We start from the raw sequence: 23574 nt of genomic DNA on the forward strand, positions 1-23574 counted from the left end.
GTGGATCTGCGCTTCGGTGCCGGCAAGCCCACGGACGAGGAGCGGGCGGCGGTCGACGCCCTGCTCGGCCCGCCCGAATCCGCCTGGGAGGGCGCGGACGACCGCAATGACACGGATCTGCGCTGGGCGCGCGGCGGCCGCGAGGCACGTGAGCGGCGCGAACTGCTGTTGCCGGGGCTGCATGCCCTCAACGACCGGGTGGGCTGGATCAGCGAGGGCGGCCTGGACTATCTGTGCCGCCGGCTGACGGTCCCTCCGGCGGAGGGCTACGGGGTCGCGACCTTCTACGCGATGTTCGCGGTGAAACCCCGTCCGGCGACCGTCGTCCACGTCTGCACGGATCTGGCGTGCGCGGCCCGGGGCTCCGCGCGGGTGTGCGCGGAGCTCGAACGGGACCTGGGCCCCGCGGGCTCGGCCGGATCCGGAGCCGTCTGGCAGCCCAGTCCCTGTCTGGGCCTGTGCGAGCGCGCCCCGGCGGCCCTGACGATCCGCGCGGGCGAGACCCCGCAGGCCGCGGCCGTCGCCCCCGCCACGGCCGAGGCGGTGGCCGACGCGGCGTCGGCGCCGCACGACGCGCCGGCCGAACCCCCCGCGGCGGCCGCGGTCCCCCAGACCGGCGCCGACGGCCTGGTGCTGCTGCGCCGGGTCGGGGTGGTCGACCCCGGGTCGCTCGACGACTACCGCGCACACGGCGGATACGCCGCCCTGCGGCGTGCGTTCACGCTCGGGCCCGCCGGGGTGATCCGGGAGGTCACCGAGGCGGGGCTGGTCGGGCGGGGCGGGGCCGCGTTCCCGACCGGGCGGAAGTGGGCGGCCACCGCCCAGCAGCCCGACCATCCGCACTATCTGGTCTGCAACGCCGACGAGAGCGAACCGGGCACCTTCAAGGACCGGGTCCTGATGGAGGGCGATCCCTACGCCCTGATCGAGGCCATGACCATCGCGGGCTATGCGACCGGGGCCCACCGCGGCTATCTGTATCTGCGCGGCGAGTACCCCCGTGCGCTGCGCCGACTGCGCACCGCCATCGACCGGGCCCGGGCCCGCGGCTTCCTCGGCGAGGACGTCATGGGGCAGGGGTTCGCGTTCGACATCGAGATCCGGCGCGGCGCGGGCGCGTACATCTGCGGTGAGGAGACCGCGATCTTCAACTCGATCGAGGGGCGGCGCGGTGAACCGCGCAGCAAACCGCCGTTCCCGGTCGAGAAGGGGCTGTTCGGCAAGCCGACCGCGGTCAACAATGTGGAGACGCTGGTCAATGTGTTGCCGATTCTGATCGAGGGTGCGCAGGCGTATGCCCGCACCGGTACCGGCACCTCCACCGGCACCAAGCTGTTCTGCGTCTCCGGCACGGTCGCCCGGCCCGGTGTCTACGAGCTGCCGTTCGGGGCGACGCTGGGCGAGCTGCTGGAGCTCGCGGGGCCGCCCGAGACCCTGCGCGCGGTGCTGCTCGGCGGCGCGGCGGGCGGTTTCGTACGCCCCGACGAGCTGGACGTCCCGCTGACCTTCGAGGGCACCCGCGCCGCGGGCACCACCCTCGGTTCGGGGGTGGTCCTGGTCCTGGACGACAGCGTCGACCTGCCCCGCATCCTGCTGCGCATCGCGGAGTTCTTCCGCGACGAGTCCTGCGGCCAGTGCGTCCCCTGCCGGGTGGGCACCGTACGGCAGGAGGAGGCGCTGCACCGGATCAAGGACCTTACGGGCGCCGCCGCGGCCGGGGACATCGCGCTGCTGCGCGAGGTCGGCCGGGCCATGCGGGACGCCTCGATCTGCGGTCTGGGCCAGACCGCCTGGAACGCCGTGGAGTCCGCCATCGACCGCCTGGGAGCCTTCAAGTGACCGCGATACCGCTGCGACCCCCGCGCCGTCTGGTCGACCTCACTCTGGACGGCGAGCCGGTCCGCGCCCCGGAGGACAGCACCCTGCTGGACGCGTGCCGCGCCGCGGGCAAGGACGTCCCGACCCTGTGCCAGGGCGACACGCTCACCCCGAAGAACGCCTGCCGGGTGTGCGTGGTGGAGGTGGAGGGCGCCCGCACCCTCGCCCCGGCCTGTTCCCGCCGGGTGGAGCAGGGCATGGAGGTGCGCACGGACACCGAGCGGGCCCGGCACAGCCGTAAGGTCGTCCTGGAACTGCTGGCCTCCTCCACCGATCTGTCGACCACCCCGCGCGCGGCCGAGTGGATCGAGGAGTACGGAGCCGAGCCGGACCGCTTCGGCGCGGACGCCGCCCGGGTGGACGAGGAGCCGAAGGTCGACAACGACCTGTACGTCCGCGACTACGACAAATGCATCCTCTGCTACAAGTGCGTGGACGCCTGCGGCGAGCAGTGGCAGAACACCTTCGCCATCGCGGTCGCGGGTCGCGGTTTCGACGCCCGGATCTCCACCGAGCACGACGCGCCCCTCACCGATTCCGCGTGTGTCTACTGCGGCAACTGCATCGAGGTGTGCCCGACCGGCGCGCTGAGCTTCAAGACGGAGTTCGACATGCGGGCGGCCGGGGCGTGGGACGAGTCGGCCCAGACGGAGACGACGACGGTATGCGCCTACTGTGGTGTGGGGTGCAATCTCACCCTCCATGTGCAGGACAATGAGATCGTGAAGGTCACCTCGCCGCACGACAATCCCGTCACCCACGGGAACCTGTGCATCAAGGGCCGTTTCGGGTACCAGCACGTACAGAACCACGCACAGAACCGGGACTGATCGACATGGGACGGGTCACCGAGCGACGCCGCGTCATCCGCATCCGGGACGGGGCGGTCAGCACCCGGCCGGACACCCTGGTGGCGGAGGAGCCGCTGGAGATCCGGCTGAACGGCAAACCACTGGCGATCACCATGCGCACACCGGGCGACGACTTCGCCCTCGCCGCCGGGTTCCTGGTGAGCGAGGGCGTCCTCGGGCGCGCGGACGAGCTGGCGAACATCGTCTACTGCGCGGGCGCCACCGAGGACGGCTCCAACACCTACAACGTGGTGGATGTGACGCTCGCACCGGGCGTGCCGGTCCCGGACATCACCCTGGAGCGCAACGTCTATACGACGTCCTCCTGCGGGCTGTGCGGCAAGGCCAGCCTGGACGCGGTGCGGACGACCGCGCGCTGGCCGCTCGCGGACGGCCTCGGTGACGGGGCGGACGGCGGGAGCTCTCCCGTCCGGATCGAGCCGGAAACGCTCTCCGTGCTCCCCGACCGGCTCCGCGCGGCGCAGCGCGTCTTCGACCGGACCGGCGGGCTGCACGCGGCGGGGCTGTTCACCCCGGACGGTGAGCTGCTGGACCTGCGGGAGGACGTGGGCCGGCACAACGCGGTGGACAAGCTGGTGGGGCGGGCGCTCCAGCAGGGTCTGCTGCCGCTGTCGGGGTCGGTGCTGATGGTTTCGGGCCGCGCCTCCTTCGAGCTGGCGCAGAAGGCGGTGATGGCGGGGATTCCGGTGCTGGCGGCGGTGTCGGCGCCCTCCTCGCTGGCGGTGGATCTGGCGGCGGAGACGGGGCTGACCCTGGTCGGCTTCCTCCGCGGCAGTTCGATGAACGTGTACGCGGGCGAGCAGCGACTCGCTCTGCGGACAGCGGTCGGCGGGACCTGAGAAGCGGTCCGCCCGCTGCACGGGTTGGCGGGCCGGCCGGCGGGGAGCGCCCCCTGCGTCGGCCGGCCCCTACCGGGCCGCCTCCATGCGTCACCGGGTCCCGTACCCGCGTTCCACATCCGGGCCTTCACTCGAAAGTGTTCTTGACCGCTCGTTCTGGTTAGGTGCTACGGTTGGGTCATGGCCAGAACGAAGGAATTCGACCCGGAGGCCGCCCTGCAGTCGGCTCTCGAGCTGTTCTGGCAGCGCGGCTATGAAGCGACCTCGATGGCGGACCTCGTCGATTATCTCGGCATCGGCCGCGCCAGTATCTACGCGACCTTCGGCAGCAAGCACGAGCTGTATCTGAAGGCCATGGACCGCTATGCGGAGACGCACGATCCGTCCCTGCTGGCCGAGCTTTCCCAGCCGGGCCCGGCGCTGCCCGCGGTGCGGGCGGTGGTGCGGCGCTTCGCCGAGGAGGCCGCCTCCCCGGAGAAGCGGCTGGCCGGCTGCCTGGTGACCAACACGGCGGCCGAGCTGGCCCCGCACGACCCGGCGGCCGCCCGCCGGGTGGAGCTGAGCTGGGACCACATGGAGACGCCGCTGTGCTCCGCGCTGATACGGGCCCAGGCCCAGGGGGAGCTTTCCGAGGACCGCGACCCCCGCGCGCTGGCGCGGATGCTGCTCGTGCTGATGCAAGGGCTGCGGGTGGTCGGCAAGGCGTCGGACGACCCGGCCCGGGTGCGGGACGCCGCGGAGCAGGCGCTGGCGCTGCTGGAATGACCTGCATGGCCTGACGCCTCCGACCTGACCTCGGCGGCCTGACGTCCAGGACGGACCCGCCCCGACCCCGACCCGGGCCGGCCCGGCCGGGCCCGAGCCGCACCACATCGCGATCACGGGAGTGAGACAGAGCCCATTCGTATGCCCGCATATTAAAACGATCGGTCAAATATTGGGGGACAGATGACCGTCACCGACACCTCGTGCGACACCGCCACCGCCACCGCCACCGCCACCGCCACCGCCACCGCCAGTACAACGCACCATCGCCACGCCTTCGCCCTGCTCGGCTCCGTCCAGATCACCCTGATCTTCACGCTCGCGGCGATCGCCGTGCCGCTGCCCCAGATCGGCCGCGCCTTCGGCCTGGAGCGGGCCGATCTGATCCTGCTCAGCGCCGCCTATGGGCTCACCTTCGCCGGGCTGCTGCTCTTCGGCGCGCGCCTCTCCGACCGCCACGGCGGGCGGCGCGCCCTCACCGCCGGGCTCATCGTCTTCGCCAGCGCCTCGGCCGCCGCCCCGTTCTCCCCCGGCATCGGGACACTGCTCATGGCCCGGTTCGCCCAGGGCGCGGGCGCGGCCCTGATCGCACCCGCCGCCATGGCCGTGCTGCGCGCCGTCTTCCCCACCCCCGCGGCCTATGGCCGGGCGATGGCCACCTGGGGCGGGCTCTCGGTGCTCGGCGCGACCGCGGGCAATCTGGTCTCCGGCGTCATAGCCGAGTTGCTGTCCTGGCGCTGGAGCTTCGCCGTGCCCCTTGCGGTGGCCGCGGCCGCCCTCGCCCTCGCGCCCCGGCTGCTGCCGGACACCGCGCCGAACCGGGGCCGGGCGCTCGATCTGCCGGGCGCGCTGCTGGCCACGGCCGGTATCACGCTGGCCAGTTACGGGCTCGTGGTCACCGACGCCCTGCCCTGGTCGTCGGCCGGGGTGCTGGTGCCCCTGCTCATCGGCGCCGCCCTGCTCGTCGCGTTCTGGTACGCCGAGCGCCGGGCCGGCGATCCGCTGCTGCCGCCCCGCTTCCTGCTGAACCGGCGGCGGGCCCTCGCCCTCGCGGCCATCGCGCTCAGCGCCTGCGCGACCGCGATGACCTTTGTGACCCTCTCGCTCCATCTCCAGCAGGACCGTGACTGGTCACCGTTGGCGACCTCGGCCGCCTTTGCGCCGTTCGCCATCGCCCTGCTCGCCTCGGGGCGGGCGGCCGGGCCACTGATAGCCCGCTTCGGCCCCCGCGTCGTCACCGCCGCCGGACTGGCCACGGCCGCGGCCGGGCTGGTCCTGCTCGCCCTCACCGGGCTCGACCCGCACACCCCGTACGCCTCCGCGCTGTTGCCGGGGCTGGTGCTGCTGCCGGCCGGCTCCGCCGCCTCCTTCGCCGGGGCCGCCGTGCTCACCACCCACGGGGTGCCGCCCGAGCGGACCGGGCTCGCGGGCGGGGTGCTGAACGCGGCGATGGAGCTCGGCCCGACCGTGCTCTTCGCCATCGTGCTCACCTTCGGCAGCGATGCCGTCTCCCTCGCCGCGACGGGGACCGTGCTCGCCCTCGCCGCCGCCCTGAACCTCCGCGTCCAGCGGACCCGTCCATCCCGTCCCTCCTCGCTTCCTCAAGGAGCCATGCAGTGAACCGCTTCACCGGAAAGACCGCCCTCGTCACCGGAGCGGGCACCGGCCTCGGCCGTGCCATCGCGCTCGCCTTCGCCGCCGAAGGCGCCTCCGTGGTGGCCGCGGGGCGCACCGCGTCCACCCTGGCCGAGACGGTCCGCCTGATCGAGGCCGCCGATGGCCGGGCCGCCGCCGTGCCCGCCGATGTCACCGACTCCGGGCAGCTGCGGGAGCTGGTGCACCAGGCCGTCACCCGCTTCGGCGGCCTGGACATCGCCGTCAACAACGCCGGGATCATGCGCGGCCAGGGGCCCCTCGGAGAGGTCAGCGAGGAGGACTGGGAGGCGGTGCTGCGCACCAATGTCACCGGTGTCTGGCTGGCGATGAAGCACCAGATCGCGCATATGAAGGACCATGGTGGCGGGGCGATCGTCAATGTCTCCTCCAATCTCGGCGCCCACCTCCGGGTCCCGGGCCTCGGCGCGTACAGCACCTCCAAGGCGGCGGTCGCCACACTGACCCGGGCCGCCGCGCTCGACCACGTCCACCAGGGAATCCGGATCAACGCGGTCAGCCCCGGCGCCTCCGACGCCCCCATGTCCCTGCGGCCCGATGAGACCGAGGCCGACCGCGCCGAGCGGATGAAGACCGAGAATCCGCTGGGCCGGATAGCGGAGGCGGAGGAGATCGCGGCGGCCGTGCTCTACCTCGCCTCACCGGCGGCCGGCTCCGTGGTCGGCACGGATCTGGTGGTGGACAGCGGCTCGTCGGCCTGACCCGCCCCCGCCCCGAGCGCCCGACCGGCCCCGAGCGCCCGCCTGCCAGAGCAGCCCGGCCATGAAACTCCGGCCATGGAGCTCCGGCCATGGGGCAGCCCCCACCCTTACCCGGGGGGCTTGCCGCATGGCCGGGGCGCCGCCGCATCCGGAGGCTGGTGAGACATGAACGCACCCACGAAGCGCCCTCGTTTACGCCTCGCCGCGACCGCCGCCGTCGCCGCCGCCCTCCTCGGCGGTGCGGCCGCGGTCCCGGCCGCCGCCACCACCACCCCCGCCTCCGGAGCCCCCACAGCGCCCGAGGCACCCACAGCGCCCGGCTCCGACTCCACCGACCACCGGCTCACCGAGGACGAGTTGCGCCGCGAGGTGGCCCGGACGCTTGAGGACGCGGGTTTCATCGGCCTCACCGTGGAGGTGCGCGACGGCCACCGCCGGATCCAGGCCCGCGCGGGCGAGGCGGAGCTGAACACCGGCCGTCCCGTGCCGTACGGGGCGCACTACCGGGCCGCGAGCGTCACCAAGTCCTTCGTGGCCACGGTCGTCCTCCAACTGGTCGCCGAGGGGCGGCTCTCGCTCAGCGATCCGGTGGACAAGTGGCTGCCGGGTGTGGTGAGCGGCAACGGCAACGACGGCCGCCGGATCACCGTCAGGAATCTGCTCCAGCACACCAGCGGCATCCACAACTACGGCTACAGCGACGACACCGGCGACTCGGCGGCGGACTTCGATCGGACCCGGTTCGACCATGTCTCCCCCGAGCAGGTGGTCGCCGGGGCGATGAAGCACCGGCCCGACTTCCCGCCCGCCCCGGCCGATGACCAAAAGCCCGACTGGAACTACTCCAACCCCGGTTATGTCCTCGCCGGAATGATCATCCAGAAGGTCACCGGACGCGCGTGGCCGGAGGAGGTCCGCGAGCGCATCATCCGCCCGCTGGGCCTGACCGGCACCTATGAGCCCGGGGACGATCCGCGACTCAAGGCCCCGTACGCGCATACGTACCAGCGCTTCCCGGGCTCGGGCACCTGGACGGACACCACGCTCCGGAACGTCTCCTGGGGCGGTGCGGCCGGTTCCCTCATCAGCACCGACCGCGATCTGGACCGGTTCTTCACCGCGCTGCTGGGCGGCCGTCTGCTGCCCCCGGCGCAGCTGGCCGAGATGCGCCGGACCGTCCCCGTCCGGCCGGACTTCGAGGTGGCCTTCCCGGATGCCCAGTACGGGCTCGGGATGATGCGGCAGCCGCTGAGCTGCGGCGGCTACCGCTGGGGCCACGGCGGCGACCTCGAAGGCGCCACGGTGCGGACCGGCTTCACCGAGGGCGGGCGGCGCTCGGTGACCATCAGCTCCAGCGGCAAGACCGACGACGACGAGCAGCTGCTCCGGGCCGAGGCGGCACTGCAGAGCCTCACCGATCGCGTCCTGTGCGACGGCGTGCGCCCGAAGCCGTAAACTCTGACATCCGTTGGAGAGTTTCGGGGCGTGAAGAGCGTTACGGGCGTGAGGAGGAGGGCCCATGCGGATCGGCGAGCTGTCCCGCCGCACCGGGGTGAGCGAGCGGCTGCTGCGCTACTACGAACAACAGGGGCTCCTCCAGCCCGAGCGGCTGCCCAGCGGCTATCGCGCATACCGTGCGCCCGATGTGGCGGTGGTGCGGCGCATCCGCGCGCTGCTGGCGGCCGGGCTCTCGACGGCGACCATCTCCCAGGTCCTGCCCTGCCTCCGCGACGACGGTGAGCACCTCGTGCCCACCTGCCCGGATCTGCTGGGCGAGCTGCGGGTGGAGCGGGAGCGGATGACCGCGGCCATCGAGGAGCTCGAGCTGTCCCGGTCACTGCTGGACAGAGTCATCACGGCGGGCCAGTCGGCCATGGGCTGACCGAAGCGGTCGCGGCCGGGGGGGCCGTGGCGCAGCTGGGGGCCCAGCCCGGAGCAGTGGGGCGGCCGGGAGGCGGGGCGCGGCCGGGGGCGGGCGCCGCCCTCTCGCGCCCCGCCTCACCTCAACTGGCGTAGCGTCACGAGGATATGACGCACGGTCCTTGTCCCGGACGACCGCAGGACGAGACACTTTCTGCCGCAGTCATGTGTGAGACATGGGATGTCTTGATGTCCTGACGGTGTGATGCCTTCTGTCGTGATGCCCGACGGCCTTGACGTCCAGATGCCGATGCCTCCATGAGGCAGTCTGAAGGGCAGGCCGTGACCATGGCGTCAGTTCTCCGCACACGTCCCCGCACCAGACCACCCCACCCCCGTGCCAGACCATGGCGGCGCCGGGCCTCCGTGCTCCTCGCCGCCGCGGCGCTGGCCCTGATTCCGCTTCCGGTACGGGCCGCGGACACGGATTCCTCCGCGTCCGCGGCCCGCGCCGACTCCGGCTTCGAACAACAGGTCCTCTTCAAGTCTGCCCAGGAACAGGGCTACGCGTGCTTCCGGATTCCGGCGATCGTCAAAGCCAAGGACGGCTCCCTGCTCGCCTTCGCCGAGGGCCGGGTCGACAACTGCGGCGACGCCGGGGACATCGATCTGGTCCTCAAGCGCTCCACCGACGGCGGTCGCACCTGGGGCCCGCTCAAGGTGATCAACGAGGGCGGCGGCGACACCCACGGCAACCCCGCGCCCATCGTGGACCTGCGCACCGGCCGCATCGTGCTCGCCAGCACCTACAACACCGGCCGCGACGACTCCCAGAGCTGCGACGTCCCCTGTGACCGCTCCCCTCATCTGCAGTACAGCGACGACAACGGCACCACTTGGTCGGCCCCGCGCGATCTGAGCTCCTCGCTGATGCCGCCCCAGTGGAACTCCTGGTACGCCACCGGCCCCGTCCACGGCATCCAGCTCCAGCACGGCCGGCACAAGGGACGGCTGATCTTCACCCTCAACACCGAGAGCTACAGCGGCGGCCGCATCACCGACAACCATGCCGCGCTCGCCTACAGCGACGACGGCGGCAACCGCTGGCGCATCGGCGCGATGGACACCTACCCGCTCGCGGAGGACGGCACCTTCCGTCAGAAGCCGTCCGAGATGACACTGGTGGAGCGCGCCGACGGATCGATCTACGTCAGCGGGCGGGAGCAGGACGGCACCGATCTCGGCCACCGCGACTACGCCATCAGCCGGGACGGCGGCCAGAGCTTCACCGGGCCCTTCCGCACCATCCCCGATCTGCCCACCCCCCAGGTGCAGGGTTCGCTCCTGCGGCTGCGCGATCCGGCCCGCGACGGCCACAGCCGGCTGCTCTTCTCGGCCCCCGCCGACCCCGACCGCCGCCGCACCATGATGGTCCGCTCCTCCTGGGACGAGGCGCGCACCTGGGACGGTGTCGAGCGCGGCAAGGTCGTCACCACCGACTGGTCCGGCTACTCCGACATGGTCGCGGTCTCCCGCGACACGGTGGGGTTGCTGTACGAGGGCGGTGCGGTGGACGCCCGTGACGAGATCCGCTTCGCCCGCTTCACCGAGGACTGGCTGGGCCCCCGCCAGGCGCCCGCCCCCACCACCGACGACCGCGCGCCCGGCGCCCGGTCCGCGACCGTGCTCGGCGGCGCGGCGGCGCGCGGCGACGGCCGTTTCGGCGGCGGGCTGTCCTTCGACGGCACGGACGACGCGGTACGTGTCCCGTACCGGACCGCACTGCCGCTGGGCACCCGTGACTTCACCGTGAGCCTGTGGTTCCGCTATTCGGCCGCCTCCGGGCAGCATCCGTTCCTGTGGATGGGCGGGATCGGCACCAAACAGCCGCAGGTCTGGCTGCGCGGTGAGCCCGGGAGCAACCGGATCCGGGCGCTGATGACGACGGTCAACGGCTTCTCCACCTTCACCAGCGCCTCGGTGTCCACCGACGCCGCGTACAACGACGGGCAGTGGCATCACCTCGCCCTGACCCGCAGCGGCGGACGGCTCTCCCTCACCGTGGACGGCGGCACCGAAGTCACCGCCCCCGATGCCCCGGGCACCGTGAGCCGCACCGCGCCCTTCGGCCTCCACCTCGGCCAGGCCGTGGACGGCCGCTCCCATATGACCGGCGGTCTCGATGAGTTCCGCCTGTACGGCCGCGCCCTGACCGACACCGAACTGCGCCGCGTCCGCGAGTTCAACGCGCCGCTCGACGACCACCGCTCCGGCGCCCTCGTCCACCTCCCCCTGGACCGCGTGCGGTCACCCCATGACTAGCGTTCATCCACGGCTAGACCACACAGAACTCATTGCCCTCCGGGTCCTGGAGCACCACCGCGTAGTACTCCATCTCCGGCTCGTCCATGATCCGCTGCACCGTGGCTCCGGCCTCCTTCAGCCGGTCCACGGTCGCGGTGACCCGGTCGGTGCGGACCGCCAGGGGCACATCACGCCCGCCGCCCACCTTCAGATCCAGATGCAGCCGGTTCTTGGTGACCTTCTCCTCCGGAACCTGCTGGAACCACACCCGCGGACCCTGCCCCTCCGGATCCACGATGGACTCCGAGGTCTCCCCGGCTCCGGGGGGCAGCTCCTCCGCGGGCACCCCCATGTCCGCCCAGTACTCCCGCCAGGTGGCATGGCCGCCGGGCGGGGGCTCGGGCACATAGCCCAGGGCCTCGGACCAGAAGGCCACCATCCGGCGTGGCTCGGCACAGTCGATGGTCAGCTGCAGCGTCAGCGTCGTCATGTCCGAAGCGTCCCAGAGGGGTCTGACAACAGCCCCCCAAAGGGGTTTGAAAACGAGACCCGCCGCGGGTGCGTCCCGCTAGGGTGAACGGCCGTGACCGAAGCCGACTTCCTCAACTCCACCCGGGCGTCCTACAACGCCATAGCCCTCGACTACGACGAGCAGTATCGCGACGAACTGGCTGCCCAGACGCTGGAGCGGGCGGTGTTCGCCGGGTTCGCCGAGCTGGTGCGGAACGCCGGAGGCGGACCGGTGGCCGATGTGGGCAGCGGCCCCGGCCGGGTGACGGCGCACCTCCATGAGCTGGGGCTGTCCGTGTACGGGATCGACCTGTCGCCGGCGATGGTGGAGCTGGCCCGGCGGGAGCATCCCGGGCTGCGGTTCGAGGAAGGGTCGATGCTGTCCCTGGACATCGCGGACGGCACCCTCGCCGCCGTGGTGGCCTGGTACTCGACGATTCACATTCCGCAGGAGCGGCTGCCGGATGTGTTCGCCGAGTTCCACCGGGTGCTGGCGCCCGGTGGATACGCGCTGGTGGGCTTCCAGGTGGGCGATGAAGAGCGGGTCTACACGGAGGCGTTCGGCCATGAGGTGTTGCTGAGCTTCCGCCGGTGGCAGCCGGACCGGATCGCCGAGTTGCTGGCCGGGGCCGGGCTGCCGGTCCACGCCCGGACCTTCCGGGAACCGGAGCGCTGGGAACCCACCCCGCAGGCGTCCCTCATCGCCCGCAAGCCGCCGCTGCCACCTGCCGACGACCAGGCCGCCGGAAACCAGGCCGCCGGAAGCTGACGTCAGACGCGGGTCAGCGCGGCGTCGTCCGCGCTGTCCGCGTCGTCCGCGCTGTCCGTCCGAGCCCGAGCAGCCTCCGACCCCGTCTCGGCCCCCGTCACCGCCGCCTCCGGCGCCCGCGCCGCGTAGCGGCGGGCCAGCACCGCGCAGACCATCAGCTGCATCTGGTGGAAGAGCATCAGCGGCAGCACCGCCAGGCTCGCCTGGGCGCCGAAGAGCACGCTCGCCATCGGCAGCCCGGCGGCCAGGCTCTTCTTCGACCCCGCGAACACGATGGTGATCCGGTCCTCGCGGACGAAACCCAGTTTCCGCGAGCCGTACGAGGTGAGCATGAGCATCACCGTGAGCAGGACCGCCTCGACGCCGAGGAGAATCGCCAGCCGGGCCGGGGTGACCTGGTGCCAGATGCCCCGGGTCATGCCCTCGCTGAACGCCGCGTAGACCACGAGCAGCACCGAACCGCGGTCGACCAGGCGCAGCACCGCCCGATGGCGGGAGATGAAGCCGCCGATCCAGCGGCGCAGCAGCTGACCGGCGAGGAAGGGGGCCAGCAGCTGGAGCCCGATCTTGACCATCGAGTCGGCCGAGAAGCCGCCCCCGCTGCCGCCCAGCAGCAGTGCGGCCAGTACCGGGGTGACGACCACGCCGAGCAGGCTGGAGAAGGAGCCCGCGCAGATCGCGGCGGCGACATTGCCCCGGGCGATCGAGGTGAAGGCGATGGAGGACTGGACCGTGGAGGGCACCAGGCACAGGAAGAGCAGCCCGGTGTAGAGGGGATGCGTCAGCACGTACGGCACCAGGCCGCGCGCGGCGAGGCCGAGGGCCGGGAAGATGACGAAGGTGCACACCAGCACGGTCAGGTGGAGCCGCCAGTGGCGCACTCCGTCCAGCGCCTCACGGGTGGAGAGCCGGGCGCCGTAGAGGAAGAAGAGGAAGGCGACCGCGACCGTGGTGGCCCCGTCGGTGACGGTGGCGGCCCGGCCGCTGACCGGGAGCAGCGCGGCGAGCGCCACGGTGCCGATGAGTCCGAGGATGAAGCCGTCCAGGGGGAGCCAGGAGGGTAGGGCGATCTTGCGGAGGTGCGGGCGGTGCGGCATTCGTTCTCTTTCTCGCTCTTTCTCATCCGGCGCGGGCATGGACGGGGCCCCGTCCATAGTGCTCCTGATCAAGGTCATCGGGAATCCTGCATACCGCTCTGACTGCCATCGCGTTCCGTGATGGGTCTCGGCATACAGTGGCCCCATGTACGACCCCGCCCAGCTCCGGACGTTTCTCGCGGTGTCCCAGACCCTCAGCTTCACCCAGGCCGCCGGCCGCCTCGGGGTGCGTCAGTCCACCGTGAGCCAGCAGGTGCGCAAGCTGGAAGCGGCCGTGGGGCGGCAGCTGTTCGCCCGCGACACCCATGGGGTGGAGCTGACCGAGGACGGCGAGGCGATGCTGGGGTTCGCCCGCTCGATCCTGGAGGCGAACGAGCGGGCGGCGAGCTGGTTCCGGGGCACCCGGCTGCGCGGCCGGCTGCGCTTCGGCGCCTCGGAGGACTTCGTGGTGACCCGGCTGCCGGAGATCCTGGAGGGGTTCCGCCGCGATCACCCCGAGGTGGATCTGGAGCTCACCGTGGAGCTGTCGGGCACGCTGCATGAGCGGCTGGAGGCGGGCAAGCTGGATCTGGTGCTGGCCAAGCGGTCCGAGGAGAGGCCGGGTGGACAGCTGGTGTGGCGGGACCGGCTGGTGTGGATCGGCGCCGAGCGGCTGCGGCTGGACCCGGACCGTCCGCTCCCCCTGATCGTCTTCCCGCCACCCGGGCTGACCCGGGCCCGCGCGCTGGATGTGCTGGAGCGGCACGGCAGGTCATGGCGGATCGTCTGCACCAGCGGCAGTCTCAACGGCCTGGTGGCGGCGGCGCGTGCCGGGCTCGGGGTGATGGCACACACCCATGGCCTGATTCCGCCCGGCCTGGCTCCGGTCCCCGAACGGGCCGGGCTGCCCGATCTCGGCCCGGTGGATTTCGTACTGTTGTACGGAAATCGGCGGCAGGAGGGCGCCTCGCATGCCACCGCGGAGCGACTCGCCGCCGCGATCCTGGCGGGCCCTGTGCCACGATCGGAGAGATTTCGTGCAGAAGACCGTTACATATGAGCCACACACGCGGCGCATAGGACCAGACTCCACGCAATCCGCCCTCGTCGGCGCCCGATTGACCCTCTTTCACCTTACTGGCCGCCCGGCATTCCGTGCGTTCCGGGCACAAAACACCTCTCCCGCATCGGGGCCGGATCGGGTACGGTCGCGGCGCTGTGCCCAGCGGCTTCAAGGAGCAGGTATTGCGCGAGTTCACCGTCCCCCCGATGGCGACGGCGCCCCAGGCCGGAGGACTGGCGGATGCCGTCTTCGACCATGCGGACGCCGACCCCCACCGGGTGGCGCTGGCACGCAAGACGGCGGACGACCGCTGGCAGGACGTGACCGCGGGCCAGTTCCGGGACGAGGTGACGGCGCTCGCCAAGGGGCTGTTGGCCCAGGGCGTCCGCTTCGGCGACCGCGTCGCGATCATGTGCCCCACCCGCTACGAATGGACGCTCTTCGACTTCGCGCTGTGGACCCTGGGTGCTCAGAGCGTCCCGCTGTATCCCACCTCCTCCGCCGAGCAGGTCTGCTGGATGCTGCATGACGCGGGGGTCTCCGCCTGTGTCGTGGAGCACGAGGACCATGCGATGACGGTCGGCTCGGTGGTCGGCCGACTGCCGCATCTGAGGCGGCTGTGGCAGCTGGACGCGGGGGCGCTGGAGGAGTTGCTGGCGGCCGGGGAGTCGGTCGAGGACGATCTGGTCGAGCGGCACCGGCTGACCGTGACCCCCGAGCAGCCCGCGACCATCATCTACACCTCGGGCACCACCGGCCGCCCCAAGGGCTGCGTGATCACCCACGCCAATCTGATGGCCGAGTGCGACAACATCGTCGAGCGGTACGAGGAGGCCTTCCACTCCAAGCGGGGCGACGAGGCCGCCACCCTGCTCTTCCTCCCGCTCGCCCATGTCTTCGGCCGGATGGTCGAAGTCGCCTCCATCCGCGGCAAGGTCAAGCTCGGGCACCAGCCCAGGCTCTCGGCCGCCGCGCTGCTGCCCGATCTGAAGACCTTCCGGCCGACCTTCATCCTCGCGGTGCCGTACATCTTCGAGAAGGTGTTCGCGGCGGCGCGCCGCAAGGCCGAGGCGGAGGGCAAGGCCGGGGTCTTCGAGAAGGCCGTGGACGTGGCGGTGCGGTACGCGGAGGCGCTGGAGGCCAAGGCGTTCGGCACCGGGCCGGGTCCGGGCGCCGCGCTGCGCATGCAGCATCAGTTCTTCGAGAAGGCCGTGTACGGCAAGGTGCGCGCTGCGATGGGCGGCCGGGTCCGGCACGCGATGTCGGGCGGTTCGGGCATGGAGCGACGGCTCGGGCTGTTCTTCGCGGGCGCGGGCGTCACCATCTACGAGGGTTACGGCCTCACCGAGTCCACCGCCGCCGCCACCGCCAACCCGCCCGAGCAGACCCGGTTCGGCACGGTCGGTGTGCCGATCCCCGGCACCACGGTGCATCTCGCCGACGACGGTGAGGTGTGGGTGCGCGGCGGCCAGGTCTTCGAGGGCTATCTGGGCGACCCCAAGGCGACCGACGCGGTGCTGCGCGACGGCTGGCTCGCCACTGGCGACCTGGGCACGCTGGACGACGACGGCTATCTCACCATCACCGGGCGGAAGAAGGAGATCCTGGTGACCTCCAGCGGCAAGTCCGTCTCCCCCGGGGGCCTGGAGGAGCGGGTGCGGGCGCATCCGCTGGTCGCCCAGTGCATCGTGGTCGGCAACGACCGTCCGTATATCGCGGCGCTGGTCACCCTGGACTCGGAGGCGGTCGCGCACTGGCTGACGATGCGCGGCAAGCCGGAGCTGCCGCCGGGCGAGCTGGTCCGGGACCCCGATCTGGAGACCGAGATCCGGCGCGCGGTGGTGGCGGCGAACACCACCGTCTCCCAGGCGGAGTCGATTCGTACCTTCCGGATACTTGCCGCGCAGTTCTCCGAGGAGCATGGTCTGCTGACGCCGTCGCTGAAACTGAAGCGAAGGGCCATCGAACAGGCGTACGCCGTCGAGGTCGAGGCGCTGTACCACTCCTGAGCCGCGAAGGGGGCACGAAATGATCGATGTCATTCTCCCCGAACTTCCCGAACGTGAACTGTCCCTGTTATCCGAGGAGACACCTCAGCCCAGCGGCCCGAGTCTGGCCGGGCGGGTGATCCTGGGCGGGCCGGTGGCCTTACCGGTGACGGCGGAGCTCGTCGAACCGGATCCGCAGCTGCTGGACTTCCTGCGAACCGAGGCCGACAACGCCGTCTACCACCTGGTGCATCTGTCGGTGACCTGCGCCCGGGACGCGCCGGACCCCGCCCTGCACTCGGTCAATCTCGATGTCACGCTCACGGCCGAACCGGTCCGGCGGGACACCACCGTCTTCCAGCCGGTGGCCTGGTCCATGACCCCGCGCCAGCTCACCGCGGAGGCGAAGGCCACCGCACCGGCGCACGCGGCCCACCTCGGCCCGCGGCTGGGATTCCGGGAGGTTCTCCACACCGCGTACGGCGAGCGGGTCTTCCTGGAGGCGCGGCGTGAGCTGCGCTCCGATCCGGGCTGGGAGATCCGGCACACCTCGGCGGCGCGCATCGGCGGGACCTACCGGCTGGCCATGGTGGTGCGGGCACCGCGCGGGGCGGTGAGCCGGGCGGCGGTCGCGGTGGGCGCGACGGTGCGCGAGGGGCACACCCTGCACCGCTTCCGGGAGGAGCTCGAGGAACCGCTGCACCTCACCGCGCTTCAGTAGATACGAGGCGGGGCACGAGCGGTACGAGCACAGGCAAGGAGCGACGGGAACGGTGGACGGCCAGGACGGGGACGGACATCCGGCGCTGACGACCGAGGAGATCCGGGAGTTGGCGCGGGTCTTCCCGCCCGGCCCGTCCGCCGTGGCGCTGCTGCGCAGGGCGGGCCTGACCGCCGAGCACATCCCGGCGGCGACCGGCACCACCGCCGGGGAGTTCTGGTCCGCGGTGGCCCGCGCGGTGGCCGCGGACCGGATGGCGGACGGCAGGCTGCGCGTCCTGGCCGCCGCCTGCGTCACCTATCCGCACAACGCGGTGTTCGGCGCCGCCTTACCGCAGCCGGGCGGCGGGGGTCTGCGGCGGGTGCTGGTGACCGGCGCCGCCCCGGGGTCCCAGGAGTTGGCCGCGGTCCAGCGGGCCGCGCGGGGCGTGCTGACGGTGGACCGGTGCCCCGCCGCGGCCGCAACCGATCTGCGGCGGATCCTCACCGTGCGCCCGGATGTGCTGCATCTGGTCTGCCGCCGCGAGGGACGCACGCTCGTCTTCGAGGACGGCGACGGCCAGGCACATCGCACACCCGCCGCGCGCCTGGCCGAGCTGCTGACCGCCTACCGCCGGCTGATCGGCTCCCCGCTGCCCGGTGTGGTGCTCGGCTGCCCCGACGGCGCGCCCCTCGCCGCGCTCTTCGCCCGGGCGGCCGAGGTGGTGGTCGCCCATCGCGGACCGCTGGACGGCGCGGCGGCCTTCGCGGGCGGGCTCTACGGTCTGCTGGGCGAAGTGCCCACGCTGGCCCAGGCGGCGCGGCGGGCGGCGGAGCGCATCGGGCGGGACGGCGGCGGGGTGGTGGTCCTGCGCGGACGACCCTGGTGAACAGGCGCCGGCGGGAATGTCTGCCGCTTGTTGATCGTTGTACGGAAGCATGCAATCCACATCCGACGTAAGGATCGACTGCCCGTGAGCAAGGTCCCGTTCATCACCCTCAACAACGGCGTCCGGATGCCGCAGCTCGGCTTCGGTGTCTGGCAGATCCCGGACGACGAGGCGCAGGTCGCGGTGCGCACCGCGCTGGACGCCGGGTACCGCAGCATCGACACCGCCGCGATATACGGCAACGAGGAGGGCACGGGGAAGGGGCTCGCCGCGTCGGGCATCGCACGCGACGAGCTGTTCGTCACCACCAAGCTCCAGAATGCCGACCAGGGATACGACTCGACCCTGCGCGCCTTCGACGCCTCGCTGACCAGGCTGGGCCTGGAGTATGTGGATCTCTACCTGATCCACTGGCCGCTGCCCGGGGTCGACAAGTACGTGGACACCTGGAAGGCGTTCGAGAAGATCTACTCCGAGGGCCGCGCCAAGGCCATCGGCCTGTCCAACTTCCACGCCGCCCACACCCAGCGGCTGCTCTCCGAGACCTCGATCATCCCGGTGATCGACCAGATCGAGCTGCACCCGCAGCTCCAGCAGGCCGAGCTGCGCGCCTTCAACGCCCGTCATGACATCGCCACCGAGGCGTGGTCCCCGCTCGGCCAGGGCAAGGGCCTGCTGGAGGACCCGAAGCTGGCGGCGATCGCCCACAAGCACGGGAAGTCCCCGGCCCAGGTGGTGCTGCGCTGGCATCTGGACCTCGGCAATGTGGTGATCCCCAAGTCCGTGACCCCGTCCCGGATCCAGGAGAACATCGACGTCTTCGACTTCCAGCTGGACTCCGAGGACCTGTCGGCGATCGACTCCCTGGAGGCCGGCAACCGGCTGGGCTTCGACCCCGAGACCTTCAACGGCTGAGCCCCGGCGCTCCACCACCGCACCGTCCGCCCCGTCGCGTCCCCCGCGGCGGGGCGGACCCGTACCCACCCGCACCCCGCGTCGTGGCATATCCCGGGCGCATGACCCCTCATCCGGGGCTCATGCGCCCGCCGAGCGAGGCACGTCCCCGGCAATTACGCTTGGCGCCCAGGTGGGCACGCAGCGTGACCATCTCCCGAGCCGAGGAGACCGAAGATGTCCCGCAGACGCCGTCACGGCCTTGAGCTGGCCGCCGGTTGCACCGTCGCGATAGCCGCCCTCTTCCTGGGGAGCGGCATACCCGCGGTGGCCGACCCCGGTGAACCCTCCCCCCGCCCCCGGAGGGAGGTGCCCCCCGAGATGCTGGCCTCCATGCAGCGCGATCTGGGCCTGACGGCCGATGAGGCGCGGATGCGGATATCCAATGAGTACCGGGCCGGGGCCACCGAGCCGGGGCTGCGCAAGAGCCTGGGCGGCAGCTACGGCGGCGCGTGGGTGACCGGCAACACCGCCGAACTCACCGTCGCCACCACCGACGAGCAGCAGAGCGGCACCATCACGGCCGGCGGTGCCAAGGCCGCGGTCGTCAAGCACAGCCTCAAGGCCCTCACCGACGCCAAGCAGACCCTGGACCGCACCGCCTCGGAGCGCCCCCCGGCGGCCGATGTCGCCTCCGCCTGGTACGTCGACGTCAAGACCAACAGCGTCGTGGTGCAGTCGGCCAAGCCGAGCGAGGCGGCCGCCTTCGTCGCCACCAGCGGCGCGGACCGCGAGGTCGTACGGGTCGTGGAGTCGGCCGAGCGGCCGAGCCCGCTGTACGACCTGCGGGGCGGCGAGGCGTTCTACATCAACGACGCCGCCCGCTGCTCGATCGGCTTCCCGGTGACCCAGGGCGAGCAGAACGGCTTCGTCACCGCCGGCCACTGCGGCAGCCAGGGCGACACCACCACCGGCTTCAACCGGGTGACCCAAGGCAGCTTCCAGGGCTCCACCTTCCCCGGCCATGACTACGCTTGGGTGTCCACCAACGCCGACTGGGTTCCGCAGCCGTGGGTGATCGGCCCCGAGGGCACCAACGTCACCGTCACCGGCTCCCAGGAAGCGCCGGTGGGCTCGTCCGTCTGCCGCTCCGGCTCGACGACCGGCTGGCACTGCGGCACCATCCAGCAGCACGACACCAGCGTGCAGTACCCGCAGGGCACGATCAACGGGGTCACGCGCACCAACGTCTGCGCCGAACCGGGCGACTCCGGCGGTCCGTTCATCTCGGGCAGCGAGGGGCAGGGCGTCACCTCCGGCGGCTCCGGCAACTGCACCGTCGGCGGCACGACGTACTACCAGCCGGTGAACCCGATCCTGACGACCTACGGGCTCACCCTCACCACCGGCTGACGCCGGGGTGCGGAGGCCGCCGCGGTCGAAAGGACCGGCGGCGGCCTCGCGCGTGCGCTCACACGTGACGTGGCGCGTGTCCCCGCGCATGTCCTCGCGCGTGTTCGGAGCACCTTGACCAATCCGCACCCCTCCGGGCGACGAATGAGGTACGACACCTCCGTGTGCGCCGCATCGTTCCCGGAAGGACGGCTTGTGAGAGAACCCGTGTACATCGGCGGACCGGCCGCGCGCGGACCGGACCTCGAAGAGTTGCTCCAGATGGTGGCCCGGGGGGACCAGAACGCGTTCGGAGCCCTCTACGACGCCGTTAGCGGGCCGGTCCTGGGGCTGACGCGCAGTCTGCTGCGCAACCCGGCGCAGGCCGAGGAGGTCACCCAGGAGGTCCTGGTCGAGGTGTGGCGGTCCGCGGCGCGGTTCGAACCGAGCCGGGGCAGCGCCATGGCCTGGATCATGACGGTGGCGCACCGGCGCGCCGTGGACCGGGTCCGCTCGGCACAGGCCGCCTCCGACCGCGAGGAGCGCGCCGCGCTGCTGTCCCGTACCCCGGCGTTCGACGAGGTGACCGAGCAGGTGGAGGCCAGGCTGGAGCGCGAGCAGGTGCGCCGGTGCATGCGGACGCTGACCGAGTTGCAGCGGCAGTCGGTGACACTCGCCTACTACCGGGGCCGCTCCTACCGTGAGGTGGCGGAGCTGCTGTCGCTGCCGCTCGGGACCGTGAAGACCAGACTCCGGGACGGCCTCATCCGGCTCCGGGACTGCATGGGGGTCGGCGCATGACCAGAGCGGATCTGCACACCTTGACCGGGGCGTACGCGGTGCACGCCCTGTCGGGGCGGGAGTTGACCGAGTTCGAGCGGCATCTGGCGGTCTGCGACGCCTGCCGTCAGGAGGTAGCGGAGCTGCGGGAGACCGCCGGGAAGCTGGCGGTGGCCACGGCCCTGACCCCGCCCCCGACCATGAAGGACGATGTGATGCGGCGGATCGCCACGGTCCGCCAGGAGCCGCCCCGGGTGGCGGCGCGGGAGGCCCGGGAGTCCCATGCCGGCCCCCGGCGGCGCACCGGGCGGCGGGCGCTGAACTTCGCGCTGGCGGCCTGTGTGGCGGCGGCCGTGGCGTTCGGCGGGGCCGCGGTGTGGCAGTACCGGCAGGCGTCCGACGCCCGCGACACGGCCCGCCGCTCCGAGCAGCGGGTGGCCCAGGCGCAGGAGGTGACCCAGGTGCTGGCCGCGCCCGACGCGCGCAGCCGCAGCGGCCGGATGACGGACGGCTCGACCGGCACGGTGGTGGTCTCGCGCGGGCTGAACAGGGCGGTGTTCCTGGCCTCGGGGCTGCCCGAGCCGCCCGCCGGGCGGATCTACCAGCTGTGGTTGAGCGACGGTGGCACCATGCGCCCGGCCGGTCTGATGGACTCCTCGGGTGCGAGCGCGGCGGCGGTCCTGAGCGGTGCGGTCGGGAAGGCGTCGGCCATGGGGGTGACGGTCGAGCCCGCCGGAGGGTCGAAGGCCCCGACGACCGATCCGCTGGTCCTGCTGACGTTCCCCTCGGCGTGAGCGGGCGACACCGGGCGGAATTGACCGATACGCGGCGCCGGGTGAGGTAAGGGAGAGGGATGAGCACGTCCCTCTCCGTCTTCACCTCCGATCTGCGGCTGTCCGACAACCCCGTGCTGCGCGGTGCGACGCGCTCCGCCGAGCGGGTCGTTCCGCTGTTCGTCGTGGACCGCGGCCTGGCCGGGACGGGTTTCGCCGTCCCCAACCGGGTGGCCTTCCTCGCCGACGCCCTGGCCGATCTCGACGCGGGGCTGCGCGAGCGCGGCGGGCGGTTGGTGGTCCGCCGGGGCGACGCGGTGGCGGAGATCCTGCGGGCGGCGCGGCAGGCGGACGCGCACGAGGTGCATACCGCGGGCGGGGTGAGCGGCTACGCCACCCGCCGCGAACAGCGGCTGCGCGAGGCACTGGAGGCGGACGGACGGCGGCTGCGGGTGCACGCCGCGGTGGTGACGGCCGTGGAGCCGGGCGAGGTGACCCCGGCGGGCAAGGACCACTTCGCGGTCTTCACCCCGTACTTCCGCGCCTGGCAGCGGGCCGGGCTGCGCGACACGCTCACCGCGCCGCGCACGGTGAGCGTGCCGTCCGGGCTGCGCTCGGAGCCGGTGGCGGCGGTCACCTCGCTCGCCCCGGGCAGCCCCTCCCCCCGGCTGCCCGAGGGCGGGGAGACGGCGGGCCGCCGCCGCGTCCGCTCCTGGTGGCGGTCGGGGCTCGGGGACTACGCGGACCGGCAGGACGATCTGGCGGGCGATGCCACCTCCCGGCTCTCCCCGTATCTGCACTTCGGCTGTCTGTCCCCGGTGGAGCTGGTGCACCGGGCGCGAGAGGCGGGCGGCGCGGGCGCCGACGCCTTCGTACGGCAGCTGGCCTGGCGGGACTTCCACCATCAGGTGCTGGCCGCCCGGCCGGACGCCGCACATGCCGACTACCGCCCGCGGGGCGACCGGTGGCGCCACGACGAGGCGGAGATCGCGGCCTGGAAGGCGGGGCGCACCGGCTATCCGCTGGTCGACGCCGGGATGCGGCAGCTGCGTCACGAGGGCTGGATGCACAACCGGGCGCGGCTGCTGGTGGCCAGTTTCCTCACCAAGACGCTCTACCAGGACTGGCGGATCGGGGCCCGGCACTTCCTGGATCTGCTGGTGGACGGGGACCTGGCCAACAACCAGCTGAACTGGCAGTGGACGGCGGGCACCGGCACCGACACCCGTCCCAACCGGGTCCTCAATCCGCTGGCGCAGGCCCGGCGGTTCGACCCGGACGGCGCGTATGTGCGGCGCTGGGTGCCGGAGCTGGCCGAGGTGACCGGCGCGTGCGTCCATACGCCCTGGCGGCTGCCGAAGGCCGAGCGGGACCGGCTGGACTACCCCGACCCGATCGTGGACCTCCAGGAGGGGCTGGCCCGCTTCCGGGACGCCCGGGGGTGACATCGGGTGCTGTCCGGCCGGTCAGGCGGTCACGCGAGCGCGGCCGGTCAGTCGGCGCGGGCGCCGTGCTGCGGGGCGATCTCCTCGATCCGGCCGGCGAGCTCGACGTCGAGCCCGGTCACCTTGCCCCCGGCGCTGTGAGTGTTCACCGAGACGCCGACCTTGTTGTAGCCGAGGGTCAGATCGGAGTGGTGGTCGAGCTCCTCCTGAATGGTGGCGATCTCCGCCACCATCCCGGCCGCCTGCGGATGCCCCTTGAAGACATACGTCCGCGAGAGCCGGTCGTCCGCGAACGACCAGCCGGGGAGCTGCTCCAGACGCTGCTGGATCTCCTGGTCGGTGAGCGGCTGGACTGCCATGACACATCCCTTCGTCGCGGGTACCGGTGGCCCTTCCACCCTG

Annotated in this window: 22 protein-coding genes; 19 read left to right on the forward strand and 3 right to left on the reverse strand. The window is 72.2% G+C overall.

All coding sequences use genetic code 11. The annotated features are described in order from the left end of the window. The 9 genes from ACFYOY_RS14955 (at nucleotide 1) to ACFYOY_RS14995 (ending at nucleotide 10911) form a co-directional block, all read left to right on the forward strand. Entirely contained in the window at nucleotides 1-1839 is a 1839-nt protein-coding gene (locus ACFYOY_RS14955; RefSeq protein ID WP_351878248.1) for an NAD(P)H-dependent oxidoreductase subunit E, read from the forward strand. After that, nucleotides 1836-2708, forward strand: a complete 873-nt coding sequence (locus ACFYOY_RS14960; RefSeq protein WP_014055833.1) for a 2Fe-2S iron-sulfur cluster-binding protein — start codon at nucleotides 1836-1838, stop codon at nucleotides 2706-2708. The genes ACFYOY_RS14955 and ACFYOY_RS14960 overlap by 4 nt, the downstream gene beginning before the upstream one ends. A gap of 5 nt (nucleotides 2709-2713) precedes the next feature. Continuing rightward, nucleotides 2714-3589, forward strand: coding sequence for a formate dehydrogenase accessory sulfurtransferase FdhD (gene fdhD / locus ACFYOY_RS14965; RefSeq protein WP_351878251.1), 876 nt, complete (start codon nucleotides 2714-2716; stop codon nucleotides 3587-3589). Between the two features lie 180 nt (nucleotides 3590-3769). After that, on the forward strand, nucleotides 3770-4354 hold the full coding sequence (locus ACFYOY_RS14970) for a TetR/AcrR family transcriptional regulator (protein WP_351878254.1): 585 nt from the start codon (nucleotides 3770-3772) through the stop codon (nucleotides 4352-4354). A gap of 183 nt (nucleotides 4355-4537) precedes the next feature. Then, on the forward strand, nucleotides 4538-5974 hold the full coding sequence (locus ACFYOY_RS14975) for an MFS transporter (RefSeq protein WP_388587332.1): 1437 nt from the start codon (nucleotides 4538-4540) through the stop codon (nucleotides 5972-5974). After that, nucleotides 5971-6729: a glucose 1-dehydrogenase gene (locus ACFYOY_RS14980; protein ID WP_351878260.1), complete on the forward strand. Its 759-nt coding sequence runs from the start codon at nucleotides 5971-5973 to the stop codon at nucleotides 6727-6729. Before ACFYOY_RS14975 ends, ACFYOY_RS14980 begins: the two co-directional genes overlap by 4 nt. A 165-nt stretch (nucleotides 6730-6894) precedes the next feature. Then, nucleotides 6895-8184 carry a serine hydrolase domain-containing protein gene (locus ACFYOY_RS14985; protein WP_351878263.1) on the forward strand — a complete coding sequence of 430 codons (1290 nt, stop codon included), beginning with the start codon at nucleotides 6895-6897 and terminating at the stop codon, nucleotides 8182-8184. Between the two features lie 64 nt (nucleotides 8185-8248). Beyond that, nucleotides 8249-8611 carry a MerR family transcriptional regulator gene (locus ACFYOY_RS14990; protein ID WP_351878266.1) on the forward strand — a complete coding sequence of 121 codons (363 nt, stop codon included), beginning with the start codon at nucleotides 8249-8251 and terminating at the stop codon, nucleotides 8609-8611. A 326-nt stretch (nucleotides 8612-8937) separates the two neighbouring features. Next, on the forward strand, nucleotides 8938-10911 hold the full coding sequence (locus tag ACFYOY_RS14995) for an exo-alpha-sialidase (protein ID WP_388587336.1): 1974 nt from the start codon (nucleotides 8938-8940) through the stop codon (nucleotides 10909-10911). 13 nt (nucleotides 10912-10924) lie between these two features. On the opposite strand, the gene ACFYOY_RS15000 is transcribed toward ACFYOY_RS14995, so the two are convergent. Continuing rightward, a complete protein-coding gene (locus ACFYOY_RS15000; protein ID WP_351878272.1) occupies nucleotides 10925-11383 on the reverse strand; it encodes a VOC family protein in 459 nt (152 codons plus the stop codon). Nucleotides 11384-11476: 93 nt separating this feature from the next. On the opposite strand from ACFYOY_RS15000, the gene ACFYOY_RS15005 reads away from it, so the two are divergent. After that, entirely contained in the window at nucleotides 11477-12172 is a 696-nt protein-coding gene (locus ACFYOY_RS15005) for a class I SAM-dependent DNA methyltransferase (RefSeq protein WP_388587339.1), read from the forward strand. Nucleotides 12173-12174: 2 nt separating this feature from the next. Here the strand turns inward: ACFYOY_RS15005 and ACFYOY_RS15010 are convergent, their stop codons facing one another. Further along, nucleotides 12175-13269, reverse strand: a complete 1095-nt coding sequence (locus tag ACFYOY_RS15010; protein WP_351878278.1) for a bile acid:sodium symporter family protein — start codon at nucleotides 13267-13269, stop codon at nucleotides 12175-12177. 145 nt (nucleotides 13270-13414) lie between these two features. Between ACFYOY_RS15010 and ACFYOY_RS15015 the strand changes: the two genes are divergently transcribed. The 9 genes from ACFYOY_RS15015 to ACFYOY_RS15055 all read left to right on the forward strand — a co-directional run bounded on the left by ACFYOY_RS15015 (nucleotide 13415) and on the right by ACFYOY_RS15055 (nucleotide 23172). Then, the gene (locus tag ACFYOY_RS15015; protein ID WP_351878281.1) at nucleotides 13415-14308 is read left to right on the forward strand and encodes a LysR substrate-binding domain-containing protein; all 894 of its coding nucleotides are present in this window, start codon (nucleotides 13415-13417) and stop codon (nucleotides 14306-14308) included. Nucleotides 14309-14493: 185 nt separating this feature from the next. Beyond that, a complete protein-coding gene (locus tag ACFYOY_RS15020; RefSeq protein WP_351879517.1) occupies nucleotides 14494-16320 on the forward strand; it encodes an AMP-dependent synthetase/ligase in 1827 nt (608 codons plus the stop codon). A 19-nt stretch (nucleotides 16321-16339) separates the two neighbouring features. Beyond that, nucleotides 16340-17020, forward strand: coding sequence for a hypothetical protein (locus ACFYOY_RS15025; protein ID WP_351878283.1), 681 nt, complete (start codon nucleotides 16340-16342; stop codon nucleotides 17018-17020). A gap of 52 nt (nucleotides 17021-17072) precedes the next feature. Continuing rightward, nucleotides 17073-17888 (forward strand): effector-associated domain EAD1-containing protein, encoded by an 816-nt coding sequence (locus ACFYOY_RS15030; protein ID WP_351878286.1) that lies wholly within the window; start codon nucleotides 17073-17075, stop codon nucleotides 17886-17888. An 84-nt stretch (nucleotides 17889-17972) separates the two neighbouring features. Continuing rightward, nucleotides 17973-18803 carry an aldo/keto reductase gene (locus tag ACFYOY_RS15035; RefSeq protein ID WP_351878289.1) on the forward strand — a complete coding sequence of 277 codons (831 nt, stop codon included), beginning with the start codon at nucleotides 17973-17975 and terminating at the stop codon, nucleotides 18801-18803. Nucleotides 18804-19019: 216 nt separating this feature from the next. Further along, nucleotides 19020-20195, forward strand: coding sequence for a S1 family peptidase (locus tag ACFYOY_RS15040; protein ID WP_351878292.1), 1176 nt, complete (start codon nucleotides 19020-19022; stop codon nucleotides 20193-20195). Between the two features lie 195 nt (nucleotides 20196-20390). Then, nucleotides 20391-20975 (forward strand): sigma-70 family RNA polymerase sigma factor, encoded by a 585-nt coding sequence (locus ACFYOY_RS15045; RefSeq protein WP_137967974.1) that lies wholly within the window; start codon nucleotides 20391-20393, stop codon nucleotides 20973-20975. After that, complete coding sequence (locus ACFYOY_RS15050; protein ID WP_351878295.1) at nucleotides 20972-21748, forward strand: anti-sigma factor domain-containing protein; 777 nt, start codon at nucleotides 20972-20974, stop codon at nucleotides 21746-21748. The genes ACFYOY_RS15045 and ACFYOY_RS15050 overlap by 4 nt, the downstream gene beginning before the upstream one ends. Before the next feature lie 59 nt (nucleotides 21749-21807). Further along, nucleotides 21808-23172 (forward strand): cryptochrome/photolyase family protein, encoded by a 1365-nt coding sequence (locus ACFYOY_RS15055; RefSeq protein ID WP_388587346.1) that lies wholly within the window; start codon nucleotides 21808-21810, stop codon nucleotides 23170-23172. Nucleotides 23173-23219: 47 nt separating this feature from the next. On the opposite strand, the gene ACFYOY_RS15060 is transcribed toward ACFYOY_RS15055, so the two are convergent. Continuing rightward, complete coding sequence (locus ACFYOY_RS15060; protein WP_351878301.1) at nucleotides 23220-23531, reverse strand: 4a-hydroxytetrahydrobiopterin dehydratase; 312 nt, start codon at nucleotides 23529-23531, stop codon at nucleotides 23220-23222. Nucleotides 23532-23574: the final 43 nt, after the last annotated feature.

Source organism: Streptomyces sp. NPDC007875 (assembly GCF_042868035.1).
GTDB classification, from domain to species: Bacteria; Actinomycetota; Actinomycetes; order Streptomycetales; family Streptomycetaceae; genus Streptomyces; species Streptomyces antimycoticus.

Bases quoted from the DNA above. Each gene is read 5' to 3' on its own strand.
- fdhD (WP_351878251.1), top strand. From the start codon at position 2,714: ATGGGACGGGTCACCGAGCGACGCCGCGTCATCCGCATCCGGGACGGG.
- ACFYOY_RS15060 (WP_351878301.1), bottom strand. From the start codon at position 23,531: ATGGCAGTCCAGCCGCTCACCGACCAGGAGATCCAGCAGCGTCTGGAG.
- ACFYOY_RS14985 (WP_351878263.1), top strand. From the start codon at position 6,895: ATGAACGCACCCACGAAGCGCCCTCGTTTACGCCTCGCCGCGACCGCC.
- ACFYOY_RS15040 (WP_351878292.1), top strand. From the start codon at position 19,020: ATGTCCCGCAGACGCCGTCACGGCCTTGAGCTGGCCGCCGGTTGCACC.
- ACFYOY_RS15010 (WP_351878278.1), bottom strand. From the start codon at position 13,269: ATGCCGCACCGCCCGCACCTCCGCAAGATCGCCCTACCCTCCTGGCTC.
- ACFYOY_RS14990 (WP_351878266.1), top strand. From the start codon at position 8,249: ATGCGGATCGGCGAGCTGTCCCGCCGCACCGGGGTGAGCGAGCGGCTG.
- ACFYOY_RS15050 (WP_351878295.1), top strand. From the start codon at position 20,972: ATGACCAGAGCGGATCTGCACACCTTGACCGGGGCGTACGCGGTGCAC.
- ACFYOY_RS14970 (WP_351878254.1), top strand. From the start codon at position 3,770: ATGGCCAGAACGAAGGAATTCGACCCGGAGGCCGCCCTGCAGTCGGCT.
- ACFYOY_RS15025 (WP_351878283.1), top strand. From the start codon at position 16,340: ATGATCGATGTCATTCTCCCCGAACTTCCCGAACGTGAACTGTCCCTG.
- ACFYOY_RS15000 (WP_351878272.1), bottom strand. From the start codon at position 11,383: ATGACGACGCTGACGCTGCAGCTGACCATCGACTGTGCCGAGCCACGC.
- ACFYOY_RS15055 (WP_388587346.1), top strand. From the start codon at position 21,808: ATGAGCACGTCCCTCTCCGTCTTCACCTCCGATCTGCGGCTGTCCGAC.
- ACFYOY_RS15015 (WP_351878281.1), top strand. From the start codon at position 13,415: ATGTACGACCCCGCCCAGCTCCGGACGTTTCTCGCGGTGTCCCAGACC.
- ACFYOY_RS14995 (WP_388587336.1), top strand. From the start codon at position 8,938: ATGGCGTCAGTTCTCCGCACACGTCCCCGCACCAGACCACCCCACCCC.
- ACFYOY_RS14975 (WP_388587332.1), top strand. From the start codon at position 4,538: ATGACCGTCACCGACACCTCGTGCGACACCGCCACCGCCACCGCCACC.